The 22,467-nt window shown below is 61.0% G+C and carries 20 protein-coding genes; 10 read left to right on the forward strand and 10 right to left on the reverse strand.

Features of this window, described 5'->3' with window-relative positions; genetic code table 11:
- Positions 1-35: 35 nt before the first annotated feature.
- Positions 36-1,238 (forward strand): CaiB/BaiF CoA transferase family protein, encoded by a 1,203-nt coding sequence (locus N1937_RS14565; RefSeq protein ID WP_017965132.1) that lies wholly within the window; start codon positions 36-38, stop codon positions 1,236-1,238.
- A 13-nt stretch (positions 1,239-1,251) separates the two neighbouring features.
- Positions 1,252-2,910 (forward strand): thiamine pyrophosphate-binding protein, encoded by a 1,659-nt coding sequence (locus N1937_RS14570; RefSeq protein WP_170254957.1) that lies wholly within the window; start codon positions 1,252-1,254, stop codon positions 2,908-2,910.
- A 146-nt stretch (positions 2,911-3,056) separates the two neighbouring features.
- Here N1937_RS14570 and N1937_RS14575 read toward each other — a convergent pair whose 3' ends face one another.
- The 3 genes from N1937_RS14575 to N1937_RS14585 all read right to left on the reverse strand — a co-directional run bounded on the left by N1937_RS14575 (position 3,057) and on the right by N1937_RS14585 (position 4,722).
- Positions 3,057-3,401, reverse strand: a complete 345-nt coding sequence (locus N1937_RS14575; RefSeq protein ID WP_026154236.1) for a RidA family protein — start codon at positions 3,399-3,401, stop codon at positions 3,057-3,059.
- 71 nt (positions 3,402-3,472) lie between these two features.
- Positions 3,473-3,811 carry a TIGR01244 family sulfur transferase gene (locus N1937_RS14580; protein WP_170254956.1) on the reverse strand — a complete coding sequence of 113 codons (339 nt, stop codon included), beginning with the start codon at positions 3,809-3,811 and terminating at the stop codon, positions 3,473-3,475.
- Positions 3,812-3,882: 71 nt separating this feature from the next.
- A complete protein-coding gene (locus N1937_RS14585) occupies positions 3,883-4,722 on the reverse strand; it encodes an aldose 1-epimerase family protein (protein WP_170254955.1) in 840 nt (279 codons plus the stop codon).
- A 355-nt stretch (positions 4,723-5,077) separates the two neighbouring features.
- Here N1937_RS14585 and N1937_RS14590 point away from each other — a divergent pair, with 355 nt between their 5' ends.
- Positions 5,078-6,478 carry a L,D-transpeptidase gene (locus N1937_RS14590; protein WP_017965137.1) on the forward strand — a complete coding sequence of 467 codons (1,401 nt, stop codon included), beginning with the start codon at positions 5,078-5,080 and terminating at the stop codon, positions 6,476-6,478.
- A gap of 73 nt (positions 6,479-6,551) precedes the next feature.
- Here N1937_RS14590 and N1937_RS14595 read toward each other — a convergent pair whose 3' ends face one another.
- From N1937_RS14595 to N1937_RS14605, 3 genes are all read right to left on the reverse strand, one after another.
- The gene (locus tag N1937_RS14595; RefSeq protein WP_170254953.1) at positions 6,552-7,265 is read right to left on the reverse strand and encodes a ParA family protein; all 714 of its coding nucleotides are present in this window, start codon (positions 7,263-7,265) and stop codon (positions 6,552-6,554) included.
- Positions 7,266-7,494: 229 nt separating this feature from the next.
- Entirely contained in the window at positions 7,495-8,646 is a 1,152-nt protein-coding gene (locus tag N1937_RS14600) for an iron-containing alcohol dehydrogenase (RefSeq protein ID WP_260056447.1), read from the reverse strand.
- A complete protein-coding gene (locus tag N1937_RS14605) occupies positions 8,643-10,028 on the reverse strand; it encodes an aldehyde dehydrogenase family protein (RefSeq protein ID WP_260056448.1) in 1,386 nt (461 codons plus the stop codon). Before N1937_RS14605 ends, N1937_RS14600 begins: the two co-directional genes overlap by 4 nt.
- Before the next feature lie 342 nt (positions 10,029-10,370).
- On the opposite strand from N1937_RS14605, the gene N1937_RS14610 reads away from it, so the two are divergent.
- Positions 10,371-11,678, forward strand: a complete 1,308-nt coding sequence (locus N1937_RS14610; RefSeq protein WP_017963437.1) for an IS4 family transposase — start codon at positions 10,371-10,373, stop codon at positions 11,676-11,678.
- Positions 11,679-11,731: 53 nt separating this feature from the next.
- Here N1937_RS14610 and N1937_RS14615 read toward each other — a convergent pair whose 3' ends face one another.
- The 3 genes from N1937_RS14615 to N1937_RS14625 form a co-directional block, all read right to left on the reverse strand.
- The gene (locus tag N1937_RS14615; protein WP_260056449.1) at positions 11,732-13,096 is read right to left on the reverse strand and encodes a glutamine synthetase family protein; all 1,365 of its coding nucleotides are present in this window, start codon (positions 13,094-13,096) and stop codon (positions 11,732-11,734) included.
- Positions 13,097-13,244: 148 nt separating this feature from the next.
- Positions 13,245-14,834 carry an amino acid permease gene (locus N1937_RS14620; protein WP_170254950.1) on the reverse strand — a complete coding sequence of 530 codons (1,590 nt, stop codon included), beginning with the start codon at positions 14,832-14,834 and terminating at the stop codon, positions 13,245-13,247.
- A gap of 119 nt (positions 14,835-14,953) precedes the next feature.
- On the reverse strand, positions 14,954-15,724 hold the full coding sequence (locus N1937_RS14625; RefSeq protein ID WP_260058961.1) for an N-formylglutamate amidohydrolase: 771 nt from the start codon (positions 15,722-15,724) through the stop codon (positions 14,954-14,956).
- Between the two features lie 179 nt (positions 15,725-15,903).
- On the opposite strand from N1937_RS14625, the gene N1937_RS14630 reads away from it, so the two are divergent.
- The 6 genes from N1937_RS14630 to N1937_RS14655 all read left to right on the forward strand — a co-directional run bounded on the left by N1937_RS14630 (position 15,904) and on the right by N1937_RS14655 (position 21,390).
- Positions 15,904-16,776: a MurR/RpiR family transcriptional regulator gene (locus N1937_RS14630; RefSeq protein WP_017965144.1), complete on the forward strand. Its 873-nt coding sequence runs from the start codon at positions 15,904-15,906 to the stop codon at positions 16,774-16,776.
- Between the two features lie 190 nt (positions 16,777-16,966).
- Positions 16,967-18,070 carry an ABC transporter substrate-binding protein gene (locus N1937_RS14635; protein ID WP_222291665.1) on the forward strand — a complete coding sequence of 368 codons (1,104 nt, stop codon included), beginning with the start codon at positions 16,967-16,969 and terminating at the stop codon, positions 18,068-18,070.
- 70 nt (positions 18,071-18,140) lie between these two features.
- Positions 18,141-19,034: an ABC transporter permease gene (locus tag N1937_RS14640; RefSeq protein ID WP_003561109.1), complete on the forward strand. Its 894-nt coding sequence runs from the start codon at positions 18,141-18,143 to the stop codon at positions 19,032-19,034.
- A complete protein-coding gene (locus tag N1937_RS14645) occupies positions 19,031-19,819 on the forward strand; it encodes an ABC transporter permease (protein WP_026154237.1) in 789 nt (262 codons plus the stop codon). The genes N1937_RS14640 and N1937_RS14645 overlap by 4 nt, the downstream gene beginning before the upstream one ends.
- A gap of 12 nt (positions 19,820-19,831) precedes the next feature.
- Positions 19,832-20,890, forward strand: a complete 1,059-nt coding sequence (locus N1937_RS14650; RefSeq protein ID WP_260056450.1) for an ABC transporter ATP-binding protein — start codon at positions 19,832-19,834, stop codon at positions 20,888-20,890.
- A 194-nt stretch (positions 20,891-21,084) separates the two neighbouring features.
- On the forward strand, positions 21,085-21,390 hold the full coding sequence (locus tag N1937_RS14655) for an NIPSNAP family protein (protein ID WP_260056451.1): 306 nt from the start codon (positions 21,085-21,087) through the stop codon (positions 21,388-21,390).
- Positions 21,391-21,463: 73 nt separating this feature from the next.
- Here N1937_RS14655 and N1937_RS14660 read toward each other — a convergent pair whose 3' ends face one another.
- The gene (locus N1937_RS14660; protein WP_018074097.1) at positions 21,464-22,465 is read right to left on the reverse strand and encodes an ABC transporter ATP-binding protein; all 1,002 of its coding nucleotides are present in this window, start codon (positions 22,463-22,465) and stop codon (positions 21,464-21,466) included.
- Between the last annotated feature and the right edge of the window lie 2 nt (positions 22,466-22,467).

The following is a 22,467-nucleotide window of genomic DNA, read 5'->3' on the forward strand; positions in this document are numbered from 1 at the left end:
TTTTCGGCACTATGCTCTGAACCTGCCGGAGGAACATGACGGAGACCGTGACGAAAAAACCGCCGCTTGCCGGCATCCGGGTGATCGAGCTTGCCCGCGTGCTCGCCGGCCCCTGGGCGGGACAGATGCTCGCCGATCTCGGCGCCGACGTCATCAAGGTCGAAAATCCAGACGGCGGCGACGATACGCGCCAATGGGGGCCACCTTTCGTCGAGGGCGCCGACGGCAATAACCTCTCGGCCGCCTATTACCACGCCGCCAATCGCGGCAAGCGCTCCGTCACCGCCGACCTGAAGAGCGCCGAAGGCCAGGATCTCGTCCGCCGCCTCGTCTCCACCGCCGATGTGGTGATCGAGAATTTCAAAGTCGGCGGCCTCGTCAAATACGGGCTCGATTATGACAGCCTGCGCAAGCTGAACCCGAAGCTCGTCTATTGCTCGATCACCGGCTTCGGCCAGAACGGCCCTTACGCCAGTTTCGCCGGCTACGATTACATCGTCCAGGGCATGTCCGGCTTCATGTCGATCACCGGTGAGCCGGACGGCCAGCCGATGAAGGCAGGTGTTGCCATCGCCGATATCTTCACCGGCATCTATGCCGTCTCGGCGATCGAAGCCGCCCTGATCCACGCCCTGAAGTCAGGCGAAGGCCAGTTGGTCGACATGGCCCTGCTCGATGTCCAATCGGCCGTGCTCGCCAACCAGAACATGAATTACCTGGTTTCCGGCGAGGCGCCGACCCGCCTCGGCAACGCCCATCCCAATATCTCGCCCTATGAGGTCGTGCCGACGGCTGACGGGTATCTCATTCTCGCAGTTGGAAATGACGGCCAGTTCCGCCGCCTCTGCACCATCCTCGGCCTGGAGACCATCGCCGGTGACGAGCGTTTCGCCACCAACAAGGCCCGCGTCGGCAATCGCGGCGAAGTGCACCGCCTCGTCTGCACCGAGACGGTGAAATGGCAGAAGGCGGATCTGCTGAAGGCGTGCGAGGAGAATGCGGTTCCATCAGGCGCAATCAATACGATCGAGGAAATGTTCGCCCATCCGCAGGTGCGGGCCCGCGGCCTGCGCATCGACCTTGAGGATGCCGCCGGCACCCTGATCCCCGGTGTCAGGACGCCCGTGGTGCTGTCGGAGACGCCGCTACATTACGTCAGGCCGAGCCCGCGTCTCGGCGAACACCAGGCAGAAATTCTGGCGGAACTCGCCGAGCGCGAGAGGAAGGCATCGTCATGAAGAAGGCATCGTCATGAAGAAGACGGGCGGAGAACTGATCGTCGAGGCGCTGAAGGCGAACGGCGTCAAGCGTCTCTCCTGCGTGCCCGGCGAGAGCTTCCTTGCTGTGCTCGACGCGTTGCGCGACAGCGATATCGACGTCCTCGTCTGCCGCCAGGAGGGCGGAGCGGCGATGATGGCGGACTGCTGGGGCAGGCTGACCGGCGAACCCGGCATCTGCATGGTGACCCGCGGCCCTGGCGCCACCAACGCCTCCGCCGGCCTGCATATATCAAGGCAGGACTCGATCCCGATGATCCTGTTCATCGGCCAGGTGCAGCGGGAAGCACGCGAGCGCGAGGCCTTCCAGGAGGTCGAATTCCGCCGCGCCTTCACCGAATTCGCCAAATGGGTGGGCGAGATCGACGATGCCGCCCGCATTCCCGAGTTCGTCACCCGCGCCTTTGCGGTCGCAACCTCCGGCCGTCCCGGCCCTGTCGTGCTGACGCTGCCGGAGGACATGCTGCGCGATGAGGTCGAAGCACCCCGCGCCAGGCATTATGCCACCGTCGAGGCCCATCCCGGCCGCCGCCAGATCGACGATCTCTATGTAAGACTGCTGAAGGCCGAGCGTCCGATGGTGATCCTTGGCGGCACGCGCTGGGATGCCGATGCAGTCGCCGATTTTCAGAGCTTCGCCGAACGTTTCCACCTGCCTGTCGGCTGCTCCTTCCGTCGGCAGATGCTGTTCGATCATCTCCATCCCTGCTACGCCGGCGATGTCGGCATCGGCATCAATCCGGCGCTGGCAAAGGCGATCAAGGAGAGCGACCTGCTGATCCTGCTTGGCAGCCGCATGTCGGAAATGCCGTCCTCGTCCTATACGCTGATCGATATCCCCTACCCCCAGCAATCGCTGGTGCATATCTATCCCGACCCTTCCGAGCTCGGCCGCATCTACCGTCCGGATCTTGCCATTTGCGCCGCACCTAGCGATTTCGTCGCCGCACTCGCCGATCTGGAAGCGCCGGCCAAGCCACATTGGACCGAGCGCACCGCGCGCCTGCACCAGGCCTATCTCGCCTGGTCGAAGCCGCCCTTGAGCGGACCGGGCGCCGTCCATATGGGGCCGATCATGGAATGGCTGGAGGCCAATACCGGGCCGCAGACAATCTTCACCAACGGTGCGGGCAACTACGCCACCTGGGTGCACCGCTTCCATCGTTTTCGCCGCTTCAACACTCAGGCCGCCCCCACCTCCGGGTCAATGGGTTACGGCCTGCCGGCGGCGGTGGCCGCCAAGCGGCTGTTTCCCGAGCGCGAGGTTATCTGCTTTGCCGGCGACGGCTGCTTCCTGATGCACGGCCAGGAATTCGCCACCGCCATCCGCTATGGCCTGCCGATCATCGCAGTCGTCGTCAACAATGGCATCTACGGCACGATCCGCATGCATCAGGAGCGCGAATATCCCGGCCGCGTCAGCAGCACCGACCTGACCAATCCCGACTTCGCAGCCCTTGCCCGCGCCTATGGCGGCCACGGCGAGACGGTGGAAACGACGGCGGATTTCGCCCCGGCCTTTGAGCGGGCACGCGCCAGCGGCAAGCCGGCAATCATCGAGGTCAAGCTCGATCCCGAAGCGATCACGCCGACACGCACGCTCTCCGAAATCGCGCAAACAAAAAGCCGGTGAGCACGCGTAGCGCTCACCGGCTTCAGGCAAACGAAATGGTGCGACTTAGAACGGTTCAGCTTTTCATAGAAGCGCAGAGCCGCTCTAAACTTTTGTTTTTGCGCACTTCCGGACGGAAAACCGCTCGCACTTTTCCTGGAGTTGCTTTAGTCGAGTGCCGCCGTAATGATGAACTCGACCTTGTATTTCGGCGCAGCGAGCTTGGCTTCGCTGGTGGCGCGGGCCGGCGGATTGGCCGGATCGATCCAGCCTTCCCAGACGGCGTTCATCTCGGCGAAATCGGCGATATCGGACAGGTAGATGATCGTCTGCAGGATCTTCGACTTGCTGCTGCCTGATGCAGCCAGCAGGCGGTCGACTTCGCCAAGGGAGGACTTGCACTGATCGGTGACGCTTTCGCCCTCGCCGACCTGGCCTGCGAGATAGACCGTGTTGCCGTGAATGACGGCGCCGCTCATGCGCGAGCCGACGTCGATACGCTTGATGCTCATTATAGTCTCCTGAGTGAATGGCAGGTGGCGGCGCTGAGGTTCAACGCCGCAAAATCGGCCCCGGAACGGGCTCAACTACGGATATGGTGGGTCTTCTGGTAAATCGCCGTCGAGCGTGCGCCAGAGCGGCAATAGCCGAGCATTGGCCGCGGGAATTCATCGAGCGCGTCGACCATGCCCTGTACGGCTTCCTCGGTCACGCCCATCGGTCCAACCGGCACATGGGCGATCTCGAGGCCGAGCTCCCTGGCGCGCGCCTCAATGACGGAGAACGACGTCTGGTCGGGATTTTCGTGGTCGGGACGGTGGCAGACGATCGATTTGAACCCCAGCGCCTTGATCTCGTCGAGCTCCTCCAGCGTGATCTGGCCTGAAACCGAATATTCATCGTCGATCTGGCGAATATCCATCGTCTTGTCTCCTCAAAAATCGTGGGTTGAAGGTCTACGACGGAGGTCTGCCAGCGTCAACAACACTTCGCTCATAGGAAAGCAAAGGTTAGCGCATAGCTGCGGCTCTCGCCTGGCGCCAGCATGTGGAACTCGCCGGCTGCCTGAAGCTCGTCGCGCGATATCCAGCGATGCGAAACCGGCTCGATGCCGATGATATCGGCGGGCGCCTTCTGGTTCCGCCAGACCTGCAGATGGGGCAGCGTGTCGGCGCGGAAGCGCACGCGCAGCGTCCTGCCGCCGATTGCGGCGATCGGTCCGAGGCGGACCTCCGCAAAACCCTCCTCCGCAGCCGGCGCCGCGACGCAGAAGATGCCACCCGGCTCCTCCCCGAATGCCCAGGGGAAACCGCCATTCTCCAGCATCTGGCCTTCAAGCCGTGTGCCCTCGTCCAGCCATTTAGCGCCAGTGTTCATGTGATACATCAGGAAGGTCGGCACCGTCCGATCGCTCGTATTGACGACCCGATCCTCGAGCCGCACCTCGCCGGTCGCCCCATCGATCTGCCACAGCCGCTCGATGCGCTGTGGCAATCCTTCGATGGTGGTGATGTCGATATCGGCGCGGCATTCGGCGTTGCCATTCTCGAATTTCGTCCACAGCACCTTTGCCGCATGGCCGGCGGCCGATCCGTGCAGCGGATAGACCTTGCCATCATCCCGGCCCGGGATCGGCTGGCGGTGGCGGATATGATCCGGCCCGCAGGTGAAGAGAAAGCCCTCGAGCGAGTGATCGATTCGCGTATCACCGTCGTCGGGAATGGCGCGTTTCGGCGCGATGTCGACGCCGTCGACGATACATCCGCCGATATCCAGCACCGATGTTTCGTCCAGCATCAGGCGCGGCCCGCTTGCGGCGGCAAATTCGATCATCACAGTCTCCTCGGGGAATTGTCGCTTTTAGAGCCCGTGCGTCCTTTCGGACGCACAAAGGACGCTAACACTTTGAATCGACGCATCCTACTCTCCGAAAATCCAATCCGATTTTCGGAGAGTAGGATGCGCTAGCGTTAGGTTTTGCGTCGCCATTCGTCAATCGGCGTCGTCTCCATCTTGTGCATTTGCAGCAATCGTGGATTTTGCGGAACTGCCACAAGGACGCAAACGTTTATGAGTAAAAGGAAATCTTAGTGATTTTCATATTTTGTTCAGTACGCTTTCATAAATTCCATACTAGCGTCAAAATTCGCAGGTGTGTGTCTGCCAGTCACTGTTCGAGGTATGAGACGTGAATCGCTTTTTGAAGTCGGCCTTTTGCTTCGCGGCCGTCCTGGCTGCCCTTGCTGCTACAGCGCCGGAGGCAGGCGCACAGCAGTTCCGCGATCGCCGCCAGAGCGATATCGTGCTTGTGACGCCAAGCGGCGAAATCCTCGATTATGTTCCAGCTGGCTATATCTACGCCCGCGACCGTAGCGGCAATCGCGTGCTGATCGACGACTATGGCAATGTCGTCGCCACCGAAATGCGCGCCCGCGGCTACTATCCGCCGCGGCCCGGCCCGCGGGAAGTCTATAACGACCAGTACGGCAACGATCCCTATTATCCCGACAACAATCCCGATGGCGATACACGTTATTCCGAGCGCGGCGCCGTCACCGGCGGTATTCCGCGCGATGCGGCGATCGAACGTCAGCCGCTCGGCGACGAGCCCTATCCCGATGACAACAGCATCGGCAATCCGCAGCCTGGCGGCGACTATGCCTCGATCGACCCCGACCAGCAGATCCCGCCCGCCGACCAGCCGAAGACCGCACCCGATGAGCCCGTCATCACGCTGAAGAACAAGTCGAAGCCCGAGATCGTCGCATTGCAGGTCTTCCTCGATCGCGCCGGCATCTCTCCGGGCGTCATCGACGGCCATATGGGCTCGAACGTCACCAAGGGCATCTATGCCTATGACCAGATGACCGGCTCGAAGCTCGATCCGAACGACACCGACGCCATTCTGGAAGAGCTGCGCATGAACGGCGGCCTGCCCGTCGTCAGCTACACGATCACGCCGGCCGATGCCGCCGGTCCCTTCGTCGCCGAGATCCCGGAAGATTATTCGCACAAGGCGCTGCTGCCGTCGCTCGCCTACACCTCGACGACCGAAATGCTGGCCGAACGCTTCCACATGGATGAGGCCTTTCTCAAAGAGATGAACCCCGGCGCCGATTTCACAGTTGCAGGCACCATCATCAAGGTCGTCAATCCGGGCGAGCCGAAGAGCGGCGAAGTTGCCCGCATCATCGCCGACAAGGGCCGCAAGCAGGTCTTCGCCTACGACGGCGCCGGCAATCTCCTCGCCGCCTATCCGGCATCGATCGGCTCCACCGACACCCCTTCTCCGTCGGGCTTGGTAAATGTCGAGCGCGTCGCCCTCAATCCCGGTTATACCTATAATCCGAAGATCAATTTCCAGCAGGGTGCCAACGACAAGATCCTCAACATCCCGCCCGGTCCGAACGGCCCCGTCGGCACCGTCTGGATGGCGCTTTCCAAGCCGACATACGGCATTCACGGCACGCCCGAACCCTCGAAGATCGGCCGCACCCAGAGCCACGGTTGTATCCGTCTGACCAACTGGGATGCGACAGAGCTTGCCAAAATGGTCAAGCCGGGAGTGACGGTCGAATTCGTCGATTGAAATCATTCTCGCGATAGAAACGACAAGGCCGCCGGATCGCTCCGGCGGCCTTGTCGTTTCATGCAGGAGATATTCAGGCTGCGGAGCGGACCATCGGGCTCGTCACGCGGGCGGATGCCGTCAGCCTCACCGGCAGCTTGCGCATCATTTCCTCGGCAAAACAGGTGGCGTTTTCCCGTGCCTTGTCGAGATTGCTGACGCGTGTGGGATCGATCGTGTGCAGCGTGCCGCCACAGTCGAAGATGTCGCGGAAGGCGGAGCGTTCGATGATAGCCGTATCGAGCACCGGCACATGCCGCTCGCTGAGCAGCGACTTGACAACTTGCAGCGCCCGCGTCGTCACCATCGAGTTGACGCGGGTGAGCACCACCGAATGGCCGATCTTGATGCCGGCCTTCTCATCCAGGTACTGCAGCAGTTCGAGCACCTGCGCGCCGCCCCGCGCATCCATCGCACAGCCCTGGATCGGGATCAGCACGTGATCGGAAAGGCCGACGGCGGTGGCAAGCAACGGATTGCGCGCACCGGGCAGATCGACGATGAAATAGTCGGTATTGTGCTGGTTCTCGCTGATATGCACCGGCAGCGACGCAGTCGTGACGAAATCGATCACCGAAAGATTGGGCACATGACCTGATATTTCGTGCCAGCGCGAAATCCAGTGCTGCGGGTCGGCGTCGAGAATGGTGACGCGATAGCCTTTGCGGGCAAGCTCGGTCGCGAGCAGCAGAACAGCGGTCGTCTTGCCGGCGCCGCCCTTGGTATTTGCGAATGTGATGACAGGCATGTTCGGTCCTCGGAAGGGATGGTGCGAGCCGGAATCGCTCTTTTACGCACCATCGGAGCATTGTGCGGTTAATGCATTCTTTCTAATCATGGTTAACAAATTCGAAACACGCGCGGCGAAATTGCAGCCGGTATTTTTCACATCCCTAAAAATAGGGATGCCACCGTAACGAAAAAAGCCTGGAAAACCGAGGTTTTCCAGGCCAGTCTGTTGGTCCGCTCTTATCTTGTCAGAAGCAATCCTTGAAAAGGGCCTTGGTATTTTCCAGCGTCATTGCAACCGGGTTGCCGCCCGCGCTCGGATCTTCGATCGCCATGGCCGACAATTCGTCGATGCGGTCGGCAGCAATTCCCATCGCCGACAGCGTCTCCGGCACGCCGAGTTCCGAGCGGAGCTTCAGCACATAGTCGTAGAACCCGTCGAAACCGCCCGAAATGCCGAGATAGGCGGCGGCTCGGCCGATCTTCTCCTCGATCGGCTTGCGGTTGAAGCGCAGCACTGCCGGCATCACCACCGCATTGGTCATGCCGTGATGGGTGTTGTAGACGGCGCCGATCGGGTGCGACAGCGCGTGGATGGCACCGAGCCCCTTCTGGAAGGCGACCGCTCCCATGGCGGCAGCGGCCATCATGTTGGCGCGGGCTTCGAGATCCGTGCCTTCCCGATAGGCGCGCGGCAGGAACTCCTTGACGAGACGCATGCCTTCGAGCGCGATGCCGGCTGACATCGGGTGATAGAAGGGCGAGGAATAGGCCTCCAGGCAATGGGCGAAAGCATCCATGCCCGTGCCGGCCGTGATGATCTTCGGCATGCCGACCGTCAGTTCCGGATCGGAAATGACGACGCCAGGCAGGAACTTCGGATGGAAGATGATCTTCTTCACATGGGTTTCGGAATTGGTAATGACGCTGGCGCGCCCGACTTCCGACCCGGTGCCTGCCGTTGTCGGCACCGCAACGATCGGGGCGATCCCCTCAAGGCTCGCACGCGTCCACCAGTCGCCGATATCTTCGAAGTCCCAGACCGGCCTCGTCTGGCCGGCCATGAAGGCGACGCACTTGCCGAGATCGAGGCCGGAGCCACCGCCGAAGGCAACGACGCCGTCATGGCCGCCGTCCTTGAAAGCCCTGACGCCGGCTTCGAGGTTCTTCTCGTTCGGGTTCGGATCGACATCGGCAAAGATCGCCCGACCGAGACCGGCATCTTCTAGGATATCGAGCGCAGTCTTGGTGATCGCCATCGAGGCAAGGCCCCGGTCTGTGACGAGCAGCGGCTTCTTGATGCCGAGGATCTTGCAGGCGTCGGCCAGTTCCGCGATGCGGCCCCGGCCGAGCTTGACCGATGTCGGATAGCTCCAGTTTGCGGTGATGTTGCTGCTCATGCTGTGACTTTCTTCAGATGGAAGGATTTCGGGCGCGTCAGATTGTGGAAGCCGATGATCGACAGCGAGCCGCCGCGGCCGGTCTCCTTGACGCCGGTCCAGCAAAGCGCCGGATCGAGATAATCTGCGCGGTTCATGAAAACGGTGCCGGTTTCGATCTCGCGCCCAAGCCGCCCTGCCCGCTCGACATCTTGCGTCCAGAGCGAGGCCGTCAGCCCGTACTGGCTGTCGTTCATCAAAGCGAGTGCCTCCTCGTCGCTCTTCACCTTCATGATGCCGACTGCCGGACCGAAAGTCTCTTCGCGCATGAAGGCCATGGAGTGGTCGACATCGACGAGGATCTGCGGGGCGAGATAAGCGCCGCCGTCATCCTGAGGGAAAAGCTTGGGATCGACAAGCGCTTTGGCGCCCTTGGAAACCGCATCGGCGATCTGCTCGCGCACCACCTTGGCGAAGCGCTTATGCGCCATCGGCCCGAGCGATGTCTCGGGATCGAGCGGATTGCCGAGCTTGTAGTTCGACACCCAGGCGACCGATTTCTCGACGAAGGCATCGTAGAGCGATTCATGCACATAGATACGCTCGATGCCGCAGCAGCATTGGCCGGAGTTGTAGGTCGCGCCGTCCATCAGCGTGTCGACGGCCGCCTCGAGATCGGCGTCCTCCATGACATAACCCGGATCCTTGCCGCCGAGCTCGAGGCCAAGGCCGGTGAAGGTGCCGGCAGCCGCCCGCTCCATTGACCGCCCGCCTTCGACCGATCCGGTGAAGTTGACGAAATTGAAGCTGCCGGCGGCAATCAGCGCCGACGTCGTTTCATGATCGAGGAAGATGTTCTGGAACACATTCTCGGGAACGCCGGCCTCGATGAAGGCCTGCACCAGTCGCTCGCCGACCAGCAGCGTCTGCGAGGCATGTTTCAGCACCACGGTATTGCCGGCCATCAGCGCCGGCGCAATCGTGTTGATCGCCGTCATATAGGGATAGTTCCACGGCGCGACGACGAAGACGACGCCATGCGCCTCGCGCTCGATGCGGCGCTCGAAACGCTCGCTCTCCTCGACGACGACAGGCGCCAGCGCATCCGCCGCGATCGAAGCGACATAGTTGGAGCGCTCGTTGAAGCCCTTGTATTCGCCGCCATACTTGACCGGCCGACCCATCTGCCAGGCAAGCTCCGGCACGACGACGTCGGCCATCTCGTTCAACCGCGCAGCGCCATTCAGCACCAGTTGCACACGCTCTTCGAGCGGCCGTTTCGCCCAGGCTTTCTGCGCCTTGCGGGCGCGCGCCACCACATCCTTGGCGGCATCGAGAGAAAGGGCTGCGCGCTCGGCATAGACCGACCCGTCAACCGGTGAAATGCATTGGATCATTGCCATGATCTGTTTCCTGTCCTCGTACTTTCAAAATTTGCGTGAAGCCGTGGCCCCTCATCCGCCTGCCGGCACCTTCTCCCCGTAGACGGGGCGAAGGGGACATACCGCACCGGCATTCCCTAACATTGACGCTGCGTTTGGCACGTCCCCTCTCCCCGTTTTTACGCTAGGGCATATACATAAGTGGGTGCGACGGATTGACTCGGTTTGCGGGGGTCGGATTCCTTTACTGCGGGCTGTATGATTGTTTTGGCGACGTTTTGATTTGGGAGCGTCGCCGATGGATGTAGGGCATGATTTTTCGTTGGGCCGGTTTGGAGATCGTCGTCTCGATAAAGGGGGGCGGTGCTGCTCCGTCGCATTGTGCTGCGCGAGACGGTTTGCCTTCGCCAGTTGGCCGAGGGCAACCATTCGCAGGAGATCCGGTTCGGGCGTTTTCTCAACAACAGTGCGGTGAGCGTGGAAGAGATCATTGCCGGCTGGAGCCAGGAGACCCGGTCTGCGGTTGAGGGTCGCCACGTGCTGGCGCTGCAGGACACCAGCGAGATCAAGTTTGCGACGACGCCGGACAGCCGGCGGGAATTGGGCAAGATCAAAAAAGGCAATTGCTTTGGCCTTTTGCTGCATCCGATGCTGGCGCTCGATGCCGACACCGGCAGCTGCCTTGGCCTGGTGGGCGGCCGGGTCTGGACGCGGGGTAGCGAAGAGCTTACGCCGCATGCCGAGCGGCCGTTGAACGAAAAGGAATCGCGGCGCTGGGTGGAGACGGCAGAGGCGGCCAAACTGGTGCTTTCGCGTGCGGCCCGGGTCACGGCGATCGCCGACCGGGAGGGTGACTTCTTCATCATGTGGGCGCGCCTGCCCGATCGGCGCTTCGATCTTTTGTCGCGCGTCATGCATGACCATGCGCTCATCGACGGTTCCAAACTGCGCCGCGCGGTCGAAACGGTGGCGTTTTGCGATACTCAGACGATTGATCTGCGCGAGCGCGCCGACCGTCCGGCGCGGCAGGCGACGGTGTGCCTGCGCTTCGGCGAAGCGACGATCCGGCGGCCGCAAAACCTGCGCGAGGCCGGCCTGCCCGATGGCGTCAGGCTGAGCTGGGTCGAGATCGTTGAACCGGCCGCCCCCGACGGTGTCGAGCCCTTGCACTGGCTGCTCCTGACCACCCATTGGCTCAGCAGCCCGGCCGATGCCTGGCAGATCGTCGCCTGGTACAAGCAGCGCTGGATGATCGAGCAGTTCTTTCGGGTGATGAAGAACCAAGGCTTCAAGATCGAGGACAGCCAGTTGCATCTGGCGGCACGGCTGGAAAAGCTCGTCGCCATCGCCGCCAAGGCCGCAGCAATCGTCCTCCAGCTCGTCCAAGCCCGCAGCGGCGGCGATCACCAGCCGGCAAGCCTGACCTTCACGGCAGCCGAGATCGATACCCTCGCCGCCCTCGAAAGCCGTTTCAAGGGCACAACCAAGCTGCAGTCCAATCCCCACTCTAAGGCCTCGCTGGCTTGGGCCGCCTGGATCATCGCCAAGCTCGGCGGCTGGAACGGCTACGCCTCGGCCAAGCCGCCGGGCCCAATCACCTTCTTCAACGGCCTCAAATACTTTCGAGCCGTCGCCGATGGATGGGCTTTGCGAGATATGTATATGCCCTAGCGTTTTTACGGGGATAGGGTTAGGGTGAGGGGCAAGCAAATCGCAAATGCCTATTAAGCTCTTTCGAAACCGCGCGCCACTTCCCAGTCGGTGATGCGGCGGTCGTATTCTTCCTGCTCCCATTCGGCAGCACGGGTGTAATGATCGATCACGTCGTCGCCGAAGGCTTTACGCAGCATAGCCGATTCCGTCATTTCAGTCGTGGCCGCGCGCAGGGTGCGTGGGATTTCGCGAACGCCCTTGCCGCCATAGGCGTCGCCGACGAAAGGGGCTTCGAGTTCCAGCTTGTTTTCGATCCCGTCAATGCCGGCGGCAAGCAGCGCGGCGAAGGCGAGATAAGGATTGAGATCGGAGCCGCCGACGCGGCACTCGATGCGGATACCCTTGGTCTCTTCGCCGCACAGGCGATAGCCGGCCGTCCGGTTGTCCTTGCTCCAAATCGCCTTGGTCGGTGCAAACGTGCCGGCCATGAAGCGCTTGTAGGAGTTGATGTAGGGCGCCAGGAAATAGGTAATCTCGCTCGCGTGGGAGAGAAGGCCGGCAACGTAATTGTGCATCAGCGGTGACATGCCGTATTTGCCGGTATGGTCGAAGAATAGCGGCTTTTCCTCCAGGCTCCAAAGCGACTGGTGGATATGCGAGGAACTGCCGGCGGCATTGTAATTCCACTTGGCGAGGAATGTGATGGCCTTGCCCTTCGACCAGGCGATCTCCTTGCAGCCATTCTTGATGATCGCATGCCGGTCTGCCATGGCGAGCGCATCGGCGTAGCGCACGTTGATCTCCTCCTGGCCGGCCGATGCCTCACCCTTGGAGTTCTCAACCGGAATGCCGGCGCCCTGCAGCCCGGTACGGATCGCCCGCATCACCTCTTCTTCCTTGGTGGTCTGGAAGATGTGGTAGTCCTCGTTGTAGGCGCTGACGAGCTTGAGGTTGCGGTAGCCGGAAGCCTGCGCCGCTTCGTAGCTCTGGTCGAACAGGAAGAATTCGAGCTCGGAGGCCATGTAGGCCTTCATGCCCATATCCTCGAGCCGTTTCACCTGCTTCTTCAGGATCGCGCGCGGCGAGTGGGCGACCTCCTCGTGCGTATGGTGGTCAAGCATATCGCAGAGCACCAGCGCGGTGCCTTCGAGCCAGGGAATACGACGCAGCGTCGCAAGATCTGGCTTCATCGTGTAGTCGCCGTAGCCCTTCTCCCAACTCGTCGCCTTGTAGCCGGAGACGGTCTCCATCTCCATGTCGGTGGCGATCAGGTAGTTGCAGCTGTGTGTTTCTTTCCAGGCGCTCTCGACGAAATATTCCGCCTGGAAACGCTTGCCCATCAGCCGGCCCTGCATATCCACCTGGCAGGCCAGAACCGTGTCGATGCGCCCTTCGGCAACATCCTTCCTGAGATCGTCGATTGTGTAGCTGCTCATGATTGATCCGCCTGAACGAGAAATGGGAAAATCGGAAACCGGGGCAACGAAATGGCATGCCATCGCCGGAATTGGCCGGCCGGATGCCTTTTCGTTGGACCGGTGATGGGGCCGCAGGATGCGGCCCGTTTCTTCGCAATGCGCCCGATTATTCGCCGGGAACGGCGACAGCACCGGTTTCACCGACAGCGGCTTCCGCGGCAGCGATCTCGCCCTTTCGCTTGGCGATCATGTCGCCGATAGGCGGACCCTGGAAGCGTCGGTTCTCAACCGCGAACCAGATGACGATCGCCAGCACGATGAGGCCGAGGGTCACGCCGAGGACCTTGTCGTTCGGCGGCTGGATCGCGATGTAGACGATCAGGATCATGCCAAGGGTTGCGAGAACGCCGACCGCCTTGTAGACGCCGCTACCGAGGTTCCACGGTCCCGGTGCCGGCCACTTCTTGGTGCCGTAGGCGAAGATGCCGAGCACGATCGGGAAGAGGAAGGACAGGAAGAGGAAGATCAGCGTCGCGTTGACCACGGTGACATAGAGGCTTGCCTCGCCGACCGAGATGAACAACGCGCCCCAGACGAACAGGCTTTCGAGAGCCGCGCCCGTCCAGATCGCCGCAACCGGTGTGCGGAACTTCGGACTGACGCTCGCAAGCGTCTTCGAACCGACAGGAATGCCGCCGTCGCGCGAGAAGGCGAAGATCATTCGCGAGCAGGAGGTGACCGTCGCAAGGCCGCAGAGGAACTGCGAGATGAAGATAGCGACATAGAGAAGCGTCACCAGCCAGGCCGGCATGATGGCGTTGACGGTCATGAAGAACACGCTCCAGCCCTGTTTTGCGCCCTCGGCCATATCGGGAATGGCGATGACGAAAGCCGAGAGCATTACCCAACCCGCAAGTGACGACCAGATGACCGATGATACCATCGAGCGCGGCACGGAAAGAGCCGCCTTCTTGGTCTCTTCCGACGTGTGAGCGGACGCGTCGTAACCAGTGATCGTATAGATCGGCAGAAGCAAACCAAGGCCGAAAATATACCACATGCTGTCCGACTGTGGCCAAACCGAGCCGCCGGCCTCGCCGGAATAATTGGTGAACGTCCACAGACGCGAGAAATCATGCGTCGGAGCGAAGTAGAAGCATGCGATCGTCAAAACGGCCGCGGTCACGAGGATCAGCGTACCGGAGAAGTCGGTGAGCTTTGCCGTCAGGCCGATGCCGAAATGGTTGATCGCCGCCTGGAAGATCGTGAAGAGCACGACCAGGACAACCTGCATGCCGGGCGAGACGACGCCGCTGGCATCGGCGATACCGAGCTGGGCGCCGAACGTGCCGCCGAGGAACAGGGCCGTGCCGATGTTGATGGCGCCGAGAACGGTGATGAGGCCGAGCAGGTTCAACCAGGCCGTCAGCCAGCCCGTGAAGCGGGTGCCGAGAATAGAGCTCCAGTGGTAGAGCCCGCCGGCCGTCGGATAGGCCGAAGAGATCTGCGCCATACCAAGGGCGAAGAACAACGAGATGATGCAGCCGACCGGCCAACCGATGCCGATGGCCGCGCCGCCGACGCCCGATGTCGCCTGCGCGAGCGAATTGATACCACCTGAAAGGATGCAGATGATAGAAAACGAAATCGCGAAATTCGAGAACGAACTCATTCGTCGCTCGAGTTCCTGGGCGTAACCCATTGAATGCAGAACATGGACGTCCTGCTTCTTATCCTGATCGGTATAGTCCGACATGACTTTCCCCTGTTCACGATCGGCCGCGGAATTGCGGCCGGTTCAGTGCCAATAGTCCGAGGCATTTCCGCCATCCGGACGTTCGCAGTTAGACTGCTCCCTCAGGTCTTCTTATTATGTCAGGTGTCCAGGCTTTGCTGGAGCAGCCCTGTCAGATAGTCGGCCATGACCCCTTGACCGATATCGTCTGCGATGAGGTCGTTGCGGACCTCGATCATCACATTGCGCAAGCCGTTCGAAAGCCCGTGCAGGATCAGCGTGTGAGTGACGCCGTCCTCAGGCCCGTAAGGCTCGTTGCGTTCCGTTCTGTAAAGCGGCGCCTCGGCCGCAGCCTCCAGCATGCGGTCGGCCAGCCGGCTGTCCTCATCGTGCAATATGCCGAGTTCGACGGCGCGTTCGTGGCCGTGATAGACCGGCGTGAAGCTGTGCATCGTCACGACAATGCTGTCCTGCTCCCTCGCCCGGCGATCACGGATCAGCCCGCGAATGGCATCATGGAAAGGCACGTAAAGCGCGTCGCTCCGCGCAAGCCGTTCTTCCGGGCTCAAATCCCTGTTGCCGGGAATGGCGTAGATCTCGCTGGTCTCCGGCATGGCGCCGGGCGAACTGGGCGGCCGGTTGCAGTCGTAGATAAGCCGGGAGAACCGCTGGTAAACGAGCGTCGCGTCAAGCGCTTCCGATATGTTGCGGGCGACCGCAAGCGCGCCCGGGTCCCAGGCGATGTGACTGGAGAGCGCTTCGCTGGGCAGGCCGAGATCGCCGAAAAGGGCTGGAAGGGCATTCGACGCGTGCTCGCAAATCAGAAGCACCGGGCTCCGGCCGTGGATGCGTTCGATCCCGACGCAGTCACCGTCCGCTTCACTGAGGATTTTCGGCCGGGCCAGCACCAAAGGCGCCACTCCTTTTCCCTTAACAAGTTCTTGATGAAGAAAAGAATTCTTCAGGTTTCGGCCGGTGTCAAGCATCTGCTGAAAATTTCTTTTCATGACAGTAGTTGACATGGATTGTGACAGCGTTGTTAACTTTGAGTGGGAAAGTGGCGCCAGACCATCCCGGGGAGCATAGTTACGTGACAGTTGCGTCGAAGACGGTTTCGGACGTCATACACTCGCATTTGGGGGTGTTGACGCGTGCCGAGAAGCAGCTGGCCGAAAGCCTGCTCGACAATTATCCGGTCTCCGGCCTCGGCAGCATTACCACGATCGCCGAGAACGCCGGCGTCTCGACGCCAACCGTCGTGCGTATGGTGCAGAAACTCGGCTTCAAGGGCTATCCGGACTTTCAGGCGCATCTGCATCAGGAAGTCGAGGCGACGATCTCGAACCCGATCGCCAAGCACGACCGCTGGGCGCAGAATGCCCCGGGCACGCATATTCTCAACCGTTTCGCCGATGCTATCATGGGCAATCTGCGCCAGACGCTGACCGATCTCGACACCGCGACTTTCGACAGCGTCGCCGCGCTGCTTTCCGACCGCAAGCGTGGCCTCTATTTCGTCGGTGGCCGCATCACCGGCGCGCTTGCAGAGTATTTCTTCACCCACATGCAGGTGATCCGGCCGGCAACGACGCTGCTATCTTCGAATTCCAGCAGCTGGCCGCAATATGCCCTCAACATGAATGCGGGCGACATCCTGATTATCTTCGACATCCGCCGCTACGAGCAGGAGATGGTGAGCCTCGCCACCGCCGCCCGCAAGCGCGGCGCCGAAATCGTCGTCTTCACCGACCAGTGGGGCTCGCCGGCCGCCAAGCTCGCCAGGCATGCCTTCCGCGTCCGGATCGAGGCGCCGTCGGCCTGGGATTCCTCCGTCGTCACCCTTTTCATCGTCGAAGCGCTGATCGAGGCCGTTCAGAATTCGACCTGGGACGAGACGAAGGAACGCATGAAGACACTGGAAGGCCTGTTCGAGCAGACCAGGCTTTTCCGCAAACCGGGTTAGGAGGACAAGACTAAAACAGAAGAAAAACAATGACGGATCTTGGCGAAAGCAGACGGCGTTGTCGCAAATAAAACATTTGCTGCAACCTCCGCTATTCACAGCAGAATTAACGTCATCCTACTGTCACACAAGCTTCACGTAATCTCATTAACAGCATCGCCAGACACTGAAAACCCGAAGGAGAACAACAGTGATCTCTAACATTTCTCGACTACTGTCGCTTTCTACTGCGATGATCGTAGCTTCGACCGCGATTGCCGCTGCCGAGCCGAGCGCTGAACTTATCGCCGCCGCCAAGAAGGAAGGCACCCTGACGACGATCGCTCTTCCGCACGACTGGTGCGGCTACGGCGAAGTCATCGCCGGCTTCAAGGCCAAGTATGGCCTCGAGGTCAACGAGCTCAACCCGGATGCGGGTTCGGGCGACGAAGTCGAAGCCATCAAGGCCAACAAGGGCAACACCGGCCCGCAGGCTCCTGACGTCATCGACGTCGGCCTCTCTTTCGGCCCGTCCGCCAAGAAAGACGGCCTGATCCAACCTTACAAGGTCTCCACCTGGGACTCCATCCCGGGCACCGCCAAGGATGCCGACGGCTACTGGTACGGCGATTATTATGGCGTTCTCTCGTTCCTCGTGAACAAGGATCTCGTCAAGGAATCGCCGGCCGATTGGGCCGATCTGAAGAAGAGCGACTACGCAAACAGCGTCGCCCTCGCGGGCGATCCGCGCGCCGCTAACCAGGCTGTCCAGGGCGTTTATGCCGCTGGTCTTTCCGCATCCGGCGGTGACGCGGCCAAGGCAGGCGAAGAAGGCCTGAAGTTCTTCGCCGAATTGAACAAGAGCGGTAATTTCGTGCCGGTTGTCGGCAAGGCGGCTCCGTTCGCCCAGGGCTCGACGCCGATCATCATTGCCTGGGATTACAACGCCCTCTCCTGGGGCGAAAGCCTGAAGGGCAACCCTCCCTTCGAGGTCGTCGTTCCGAAGACAGGCGTCGTTGCCGGCGTCTACGTCCAGGCTATCTCCGCCTTCGCTCCGCACCCCAACGCTGCGAAGCTCTGGATGGAATACCTCTATTCCGACGAAGGTCAGCTCGGCTGGCTGAAGGGCTATTGCCACCCGATCCGCTTCAACGATCTTGCCAAGAACAACAAGATCCCGAAGGAACTGCTCGACAAGCTGCCGCCGGCTGCATCCTATGAAAAGGCTGTCTTCCCGACGCTCGAACAACAGTCTGCCGGCAAGGAAGCGATCACCAAGAATTGGGATTCCGTCGTCGGCGCCGCCGTCAAGTAACCTCTGATCCTGCCTCCCCGCCGCAAGGCGGGGAGGTTTCTCACTCCGACGCCCCAGGATGAGCTTTTCCATGAGCACCGTTTCAACGCCTATGGTGCGCAGCGCCCCCTTGATCAACAGAGATCGCGTGATCGACTGGCTGGGCATTGCACCCTTCATCATTTTCTCCCTGCTGTTCCTGATCATCCCCACGCTTTATCTTGTGGCGGGCGCATTCCTGACGCCCGAGGGCGATTTGACGCTGAAGAATATCGGTGATCTGTTTACCCCATCCATCATGAGCGCCTACTCGATCAGTATCCGTGTGTCGGTGGCGTCGGCTCTTGGCGGTGCGCTGATCGGCTTCTTCCTCGCCTGGGCCGTCGTGCTCGGCGGCCTGCCCGCCTCCGTCCGCTCGACGCTGCTGACCTTCTCCGGCGTCGCGTCGAATTTTGCCGGCGTGCCGCTTGCCTTCGCCTTTCTCGCAACGCTCGGCCGCACCGGGCTTGTGACGATTTTTCTGCGCGAATGGTTCGGCTTCAATCTCTACGGCACCGGCTTTAATCTGCTGTCCTTCTTCGGCCTCACCATCACCTACATGTATTTCCAGATTCCGCTGATGGTGCTGATCCTGACGCCGGCCCTCGACGGCATGAAGAAGGAATGGCGCGAAGCCTCGCAGATCCTCGGCGCCACCAACCGCCAATACTGGACGATGGTCGCGCTGCCGATCCTCTGGCCGAGCCTGCTCGGCACGACGCTGCTGCTCTTCGCCAACGCCTTCGGCGCCATTGCCACCGCTTTCGCGCTGACCGGCAGTTCGCTGAACATCGTGCCGATCCTGCTCTATGCGCAGATTCGCGGCGACGTTCTGCACAATGCCAATCTCGGTTACGCCATCGCGCTCGGCATGATCGTCATCACCGGCGTCTCCAACGTCCTTTACCTCATGCTGCGCATGCGCGCAGAACGGTGGCAGAAATGAAAGCTCAGCGTCTCGGAGCCTGGATCGCCGTCATTCTGGGTGCATCCTATTTCGTCATCCCGTTGATCGGCACAATCGAGTTTTCATTGCGCATGCGTCGCGGCGAATACAGCCTTGATGCTTATAAGTCGGTATTCTCCGACATTCAGTTCCGCGAGACCTTCGGCTATTCCATGCTAATGGCGTTGCTCACCATCGTCTTCGGCATGCTGCTCGTCGTGCCGACGGCCTATTGGGTGCGGCTGCGGCTGCCGCAGATGCGTCCGGTCGTCGAATTCATCACCCTGCTGCCGCTTGTCATTCCGGCAATCGTCATCGTCTTCGGATACCTCAGGATGTATAATTCGTCGTCCTACCTGCCGCTGACGGGTTCGACGACCGGCACCAACATCCTGCTGGTCTTCTCCTATATCACCCTGTCCCTGCCCTATATGTACCGCGCCGTCGATACCGCCATGCGCGCCATCGACGTCCGCACGCTGACGGAAGCGGCCGAAAGCCTCGGCGCCCGATGGACGACCATCATGTTCAAATGCATTTTCCCGAACGTCATGAGCGGCGTGCTCTCAGGCGCTTTCATCACGCTCGCGATCGTCATGGGCGAATTCACCTTTGCCGCACTTCTGAACCGTCCGGCCTTCGGTCCCTACCTGCAGCTCGTCGGCGCCAACAAGGCCTATGAGCCTTCGGCGCTTGCCGTCATCGCCTTCTCGATCACCTGGCTCAGCATGGGCCTGCTCAACATCGTTTCCCGCGTCGGCAAAGCCCGCCCGGCAAAGGCTTAAGGTATCTGGCTCATGTCTTTTCTCACGCTGACCAACATTCAGAAATCCTTCGGCCCGGTTCAGGTCGTCAAGAACTTCAACATGACGATCGAGAAGGGTGAGTTCGTCTCCTTCCTCGGACCGTCGGGCTGCGGCAAGACGACCGTTCTGCGCATGATCGCCGGCTTCGAAACGCCAACTGGCGGCACGCTGACCATCAACGGCAAGGACCAAAGCGCGCTGAAGCCGAACCAGCGCAATATCGGCATGGTGTTCCAGGCCTACGCGCTCTTCCCCAACATGACGGTACACGACAATGTCGCCTTCGGTCTCAAGGTCGCCGGCGCCCCAAAACCTGAGATCGACGCCCGCGTCAAGGAAATGCTCGGCCTGATCAAGCTCGATCACCTGGCCGACCGCTTCCCCTATCAACTGTCGGGTGGCCAGCAGCAGCGAGTAGCCCTTGCCCGTGCGCTTGCCGTCAAGCCGCAGGTGTTGCTGCTCGACGAGCCGCTCTCCGCACTCGACGCCAAGATCCGCGTGTCGCTGCGCGAGGAAATCCGCCAGATCCAGCAGCAGCTCGGCATCACCACGGTCTTCGTCACCCATGATCAGGAAGAAGCCCTGTCGATTTCCGACCGCATCGTCGTCATGAATGCCGGCAAGGCCGACCAGATCGGTTCGCCTTTCGAGATCTACAATACGCCGGCAACGCGCTTCGTCGCCTCCTTCGTCGGCACGCTGAACCTCATCGAGGCCAAGGTCGTCGATCCCGATACCAACCGCATCCAGATCGGCGATCAGGGTATAACGCTGAAGCAGTCGGTCGCTGCCCACAAGGCCGGAGAAACCATCTCGCTGGCGCTACGCCCGGAAGCGGGCTCGCTCTCCGACATCAAGAGCGACACGGCGCTGACCGGCCAGGTCGTTTCGGCCCACTTCCTGGGGTCGGTCATCCGCACCCGCATGAATGTCGGCGGTAACGTCATCTCCTTCGACATGTTCAACAGCCCCGGCACCACCCCGCCGCAGGCCGGCGAAACGGTGACGCTGCGATTCATGGCAGCCGACCTGCTCATCATCCGCGACTGATTTCGCCAATACTGCTCAGGCAAAAGGCGCGCGAAACGGCGCCTTTTTCATTTCAGGCCGGCCGACTTGTCAGCAATCGTGATGCAGCCATCACCGCAAAGCGCTTGAACTCTCCAAGGTCAGTGCCAGAAGTTGAGCAAACCAAATGAGCCCGGTAGCCCTCTGTCCGGCATTTTACGCGATGGGATATGTCAATGATTACCTGCCACCTGCGTTATATGATCGACCCCTACAAGCTTGCCGAATTCGAGGAATATGCCCGGCTCTGGATTCCGATCGTCAACAGGATGGGCGGCACCCATCACGGCTATTTCCTGCCGTCCGAAGGCGCCAACAATATTGCCGTTGCATTGTTTTCCTTCCCGAGCCTTGCCGCCTACGAGGACTATCGCACACGCATGGCAAACGATCCGGAATGTCAGGCCGCTTTCGAACTCGACAAACGCAACCGCATCATCGTCAGCTATGAACGCAGCTTCATGCGGCCCGTGCTCGGCTGATCGAACCGCGGGCGGCGGGAACGAAAAAGCCCCTCCAGGCTGGCTGGCGGGGCTTTTTCGTTCTGTCATGCGCTTAGCGGATCGCCTGGTCGTCGACGTCAAAACGATGGACATGCGCCTGGTCCGGTGTTGCATAGACGATCTCGTCCGGCTCATACTGGTGCTCGCCGAAAAGACGCGCCGTCAACAGGCCGCATTGATCGGATTCCAGATAGATGATCGTGTCGGCGCCGAGATGCTCGACATGCACGACCTTCGCAGCCCAAGTCCCCTGCTCGCGCGACAGCGTCATATGTTCGGGACGCACGCCGATCGTCTTGGCACTGTGATCGCCGACTTTCTCGGCCGCGATGAAATTCATCTGCGGCGAGCCGATGAAGCCGGCGACGAAGACATTGGCCGGTCGTTTGTAGAGTTCCATCGGCGAACCGATCTGCTCGATCGCCCCGGCATTCAAAACGACGATCTTGTCGGCAAGCGTCATCGCCTCGACCTGGTCGTGGGTGACATAGATCATCGTCGCCTTCAGGCTGCGGTGCAGTCGGGCGATTTCGAGGCGGGTCTGGACGCGCAGCGCCGCATCGAGGTTCGACAACGGCTCGTCGAAAAGAAAGAGTTCCGGTTCGCGCACGATGGCACGGCCGATGGCGACGCGCTGGCGCTGACCGCCGGAGAGTTCGGCCGGCCGTCGCGCCAGATAGGGTTCCAGCGAAAGCATGCCGGATGCCTTGCTGACACGCTTGTCGATCTCGTCCTTGGCGGTGCCGGCCTGCTTGAGGCCAAGCCCCATATTGTCCTTGACCGTCAGATGCGGATAGAGCGCGTAGGACTGAAACACCATGGCGATTCCGCGCTTGGCCGGTGGCGTCAGCGTCTCATCGCGGCCATTGATGACGACGGCACCCGACGTGACGTCTTCGAGGCCTGCAATGCTGCGCAACAGCGTCGATTTCCCGCAGCCCGACGGCCCGACGAAGATGACGAATTCGCCGTCCTTGACCTCGAGGTCGATGCCTTTCAGCACCTCATGCGTGCCATAGGTCTTGCGGATGGATTTGAGTTGAAGCGATCCCACAG

This window comes from Rhizobium sp. WSM4643, assembly GCF_025152745.1.
Lineage (GTDB): Bacteria > Pseudomonadota > Alphaproteobacteria > Rhizobiales > Rhizobiaceae > Rhizobium > Rhizobium leguminosarum_I.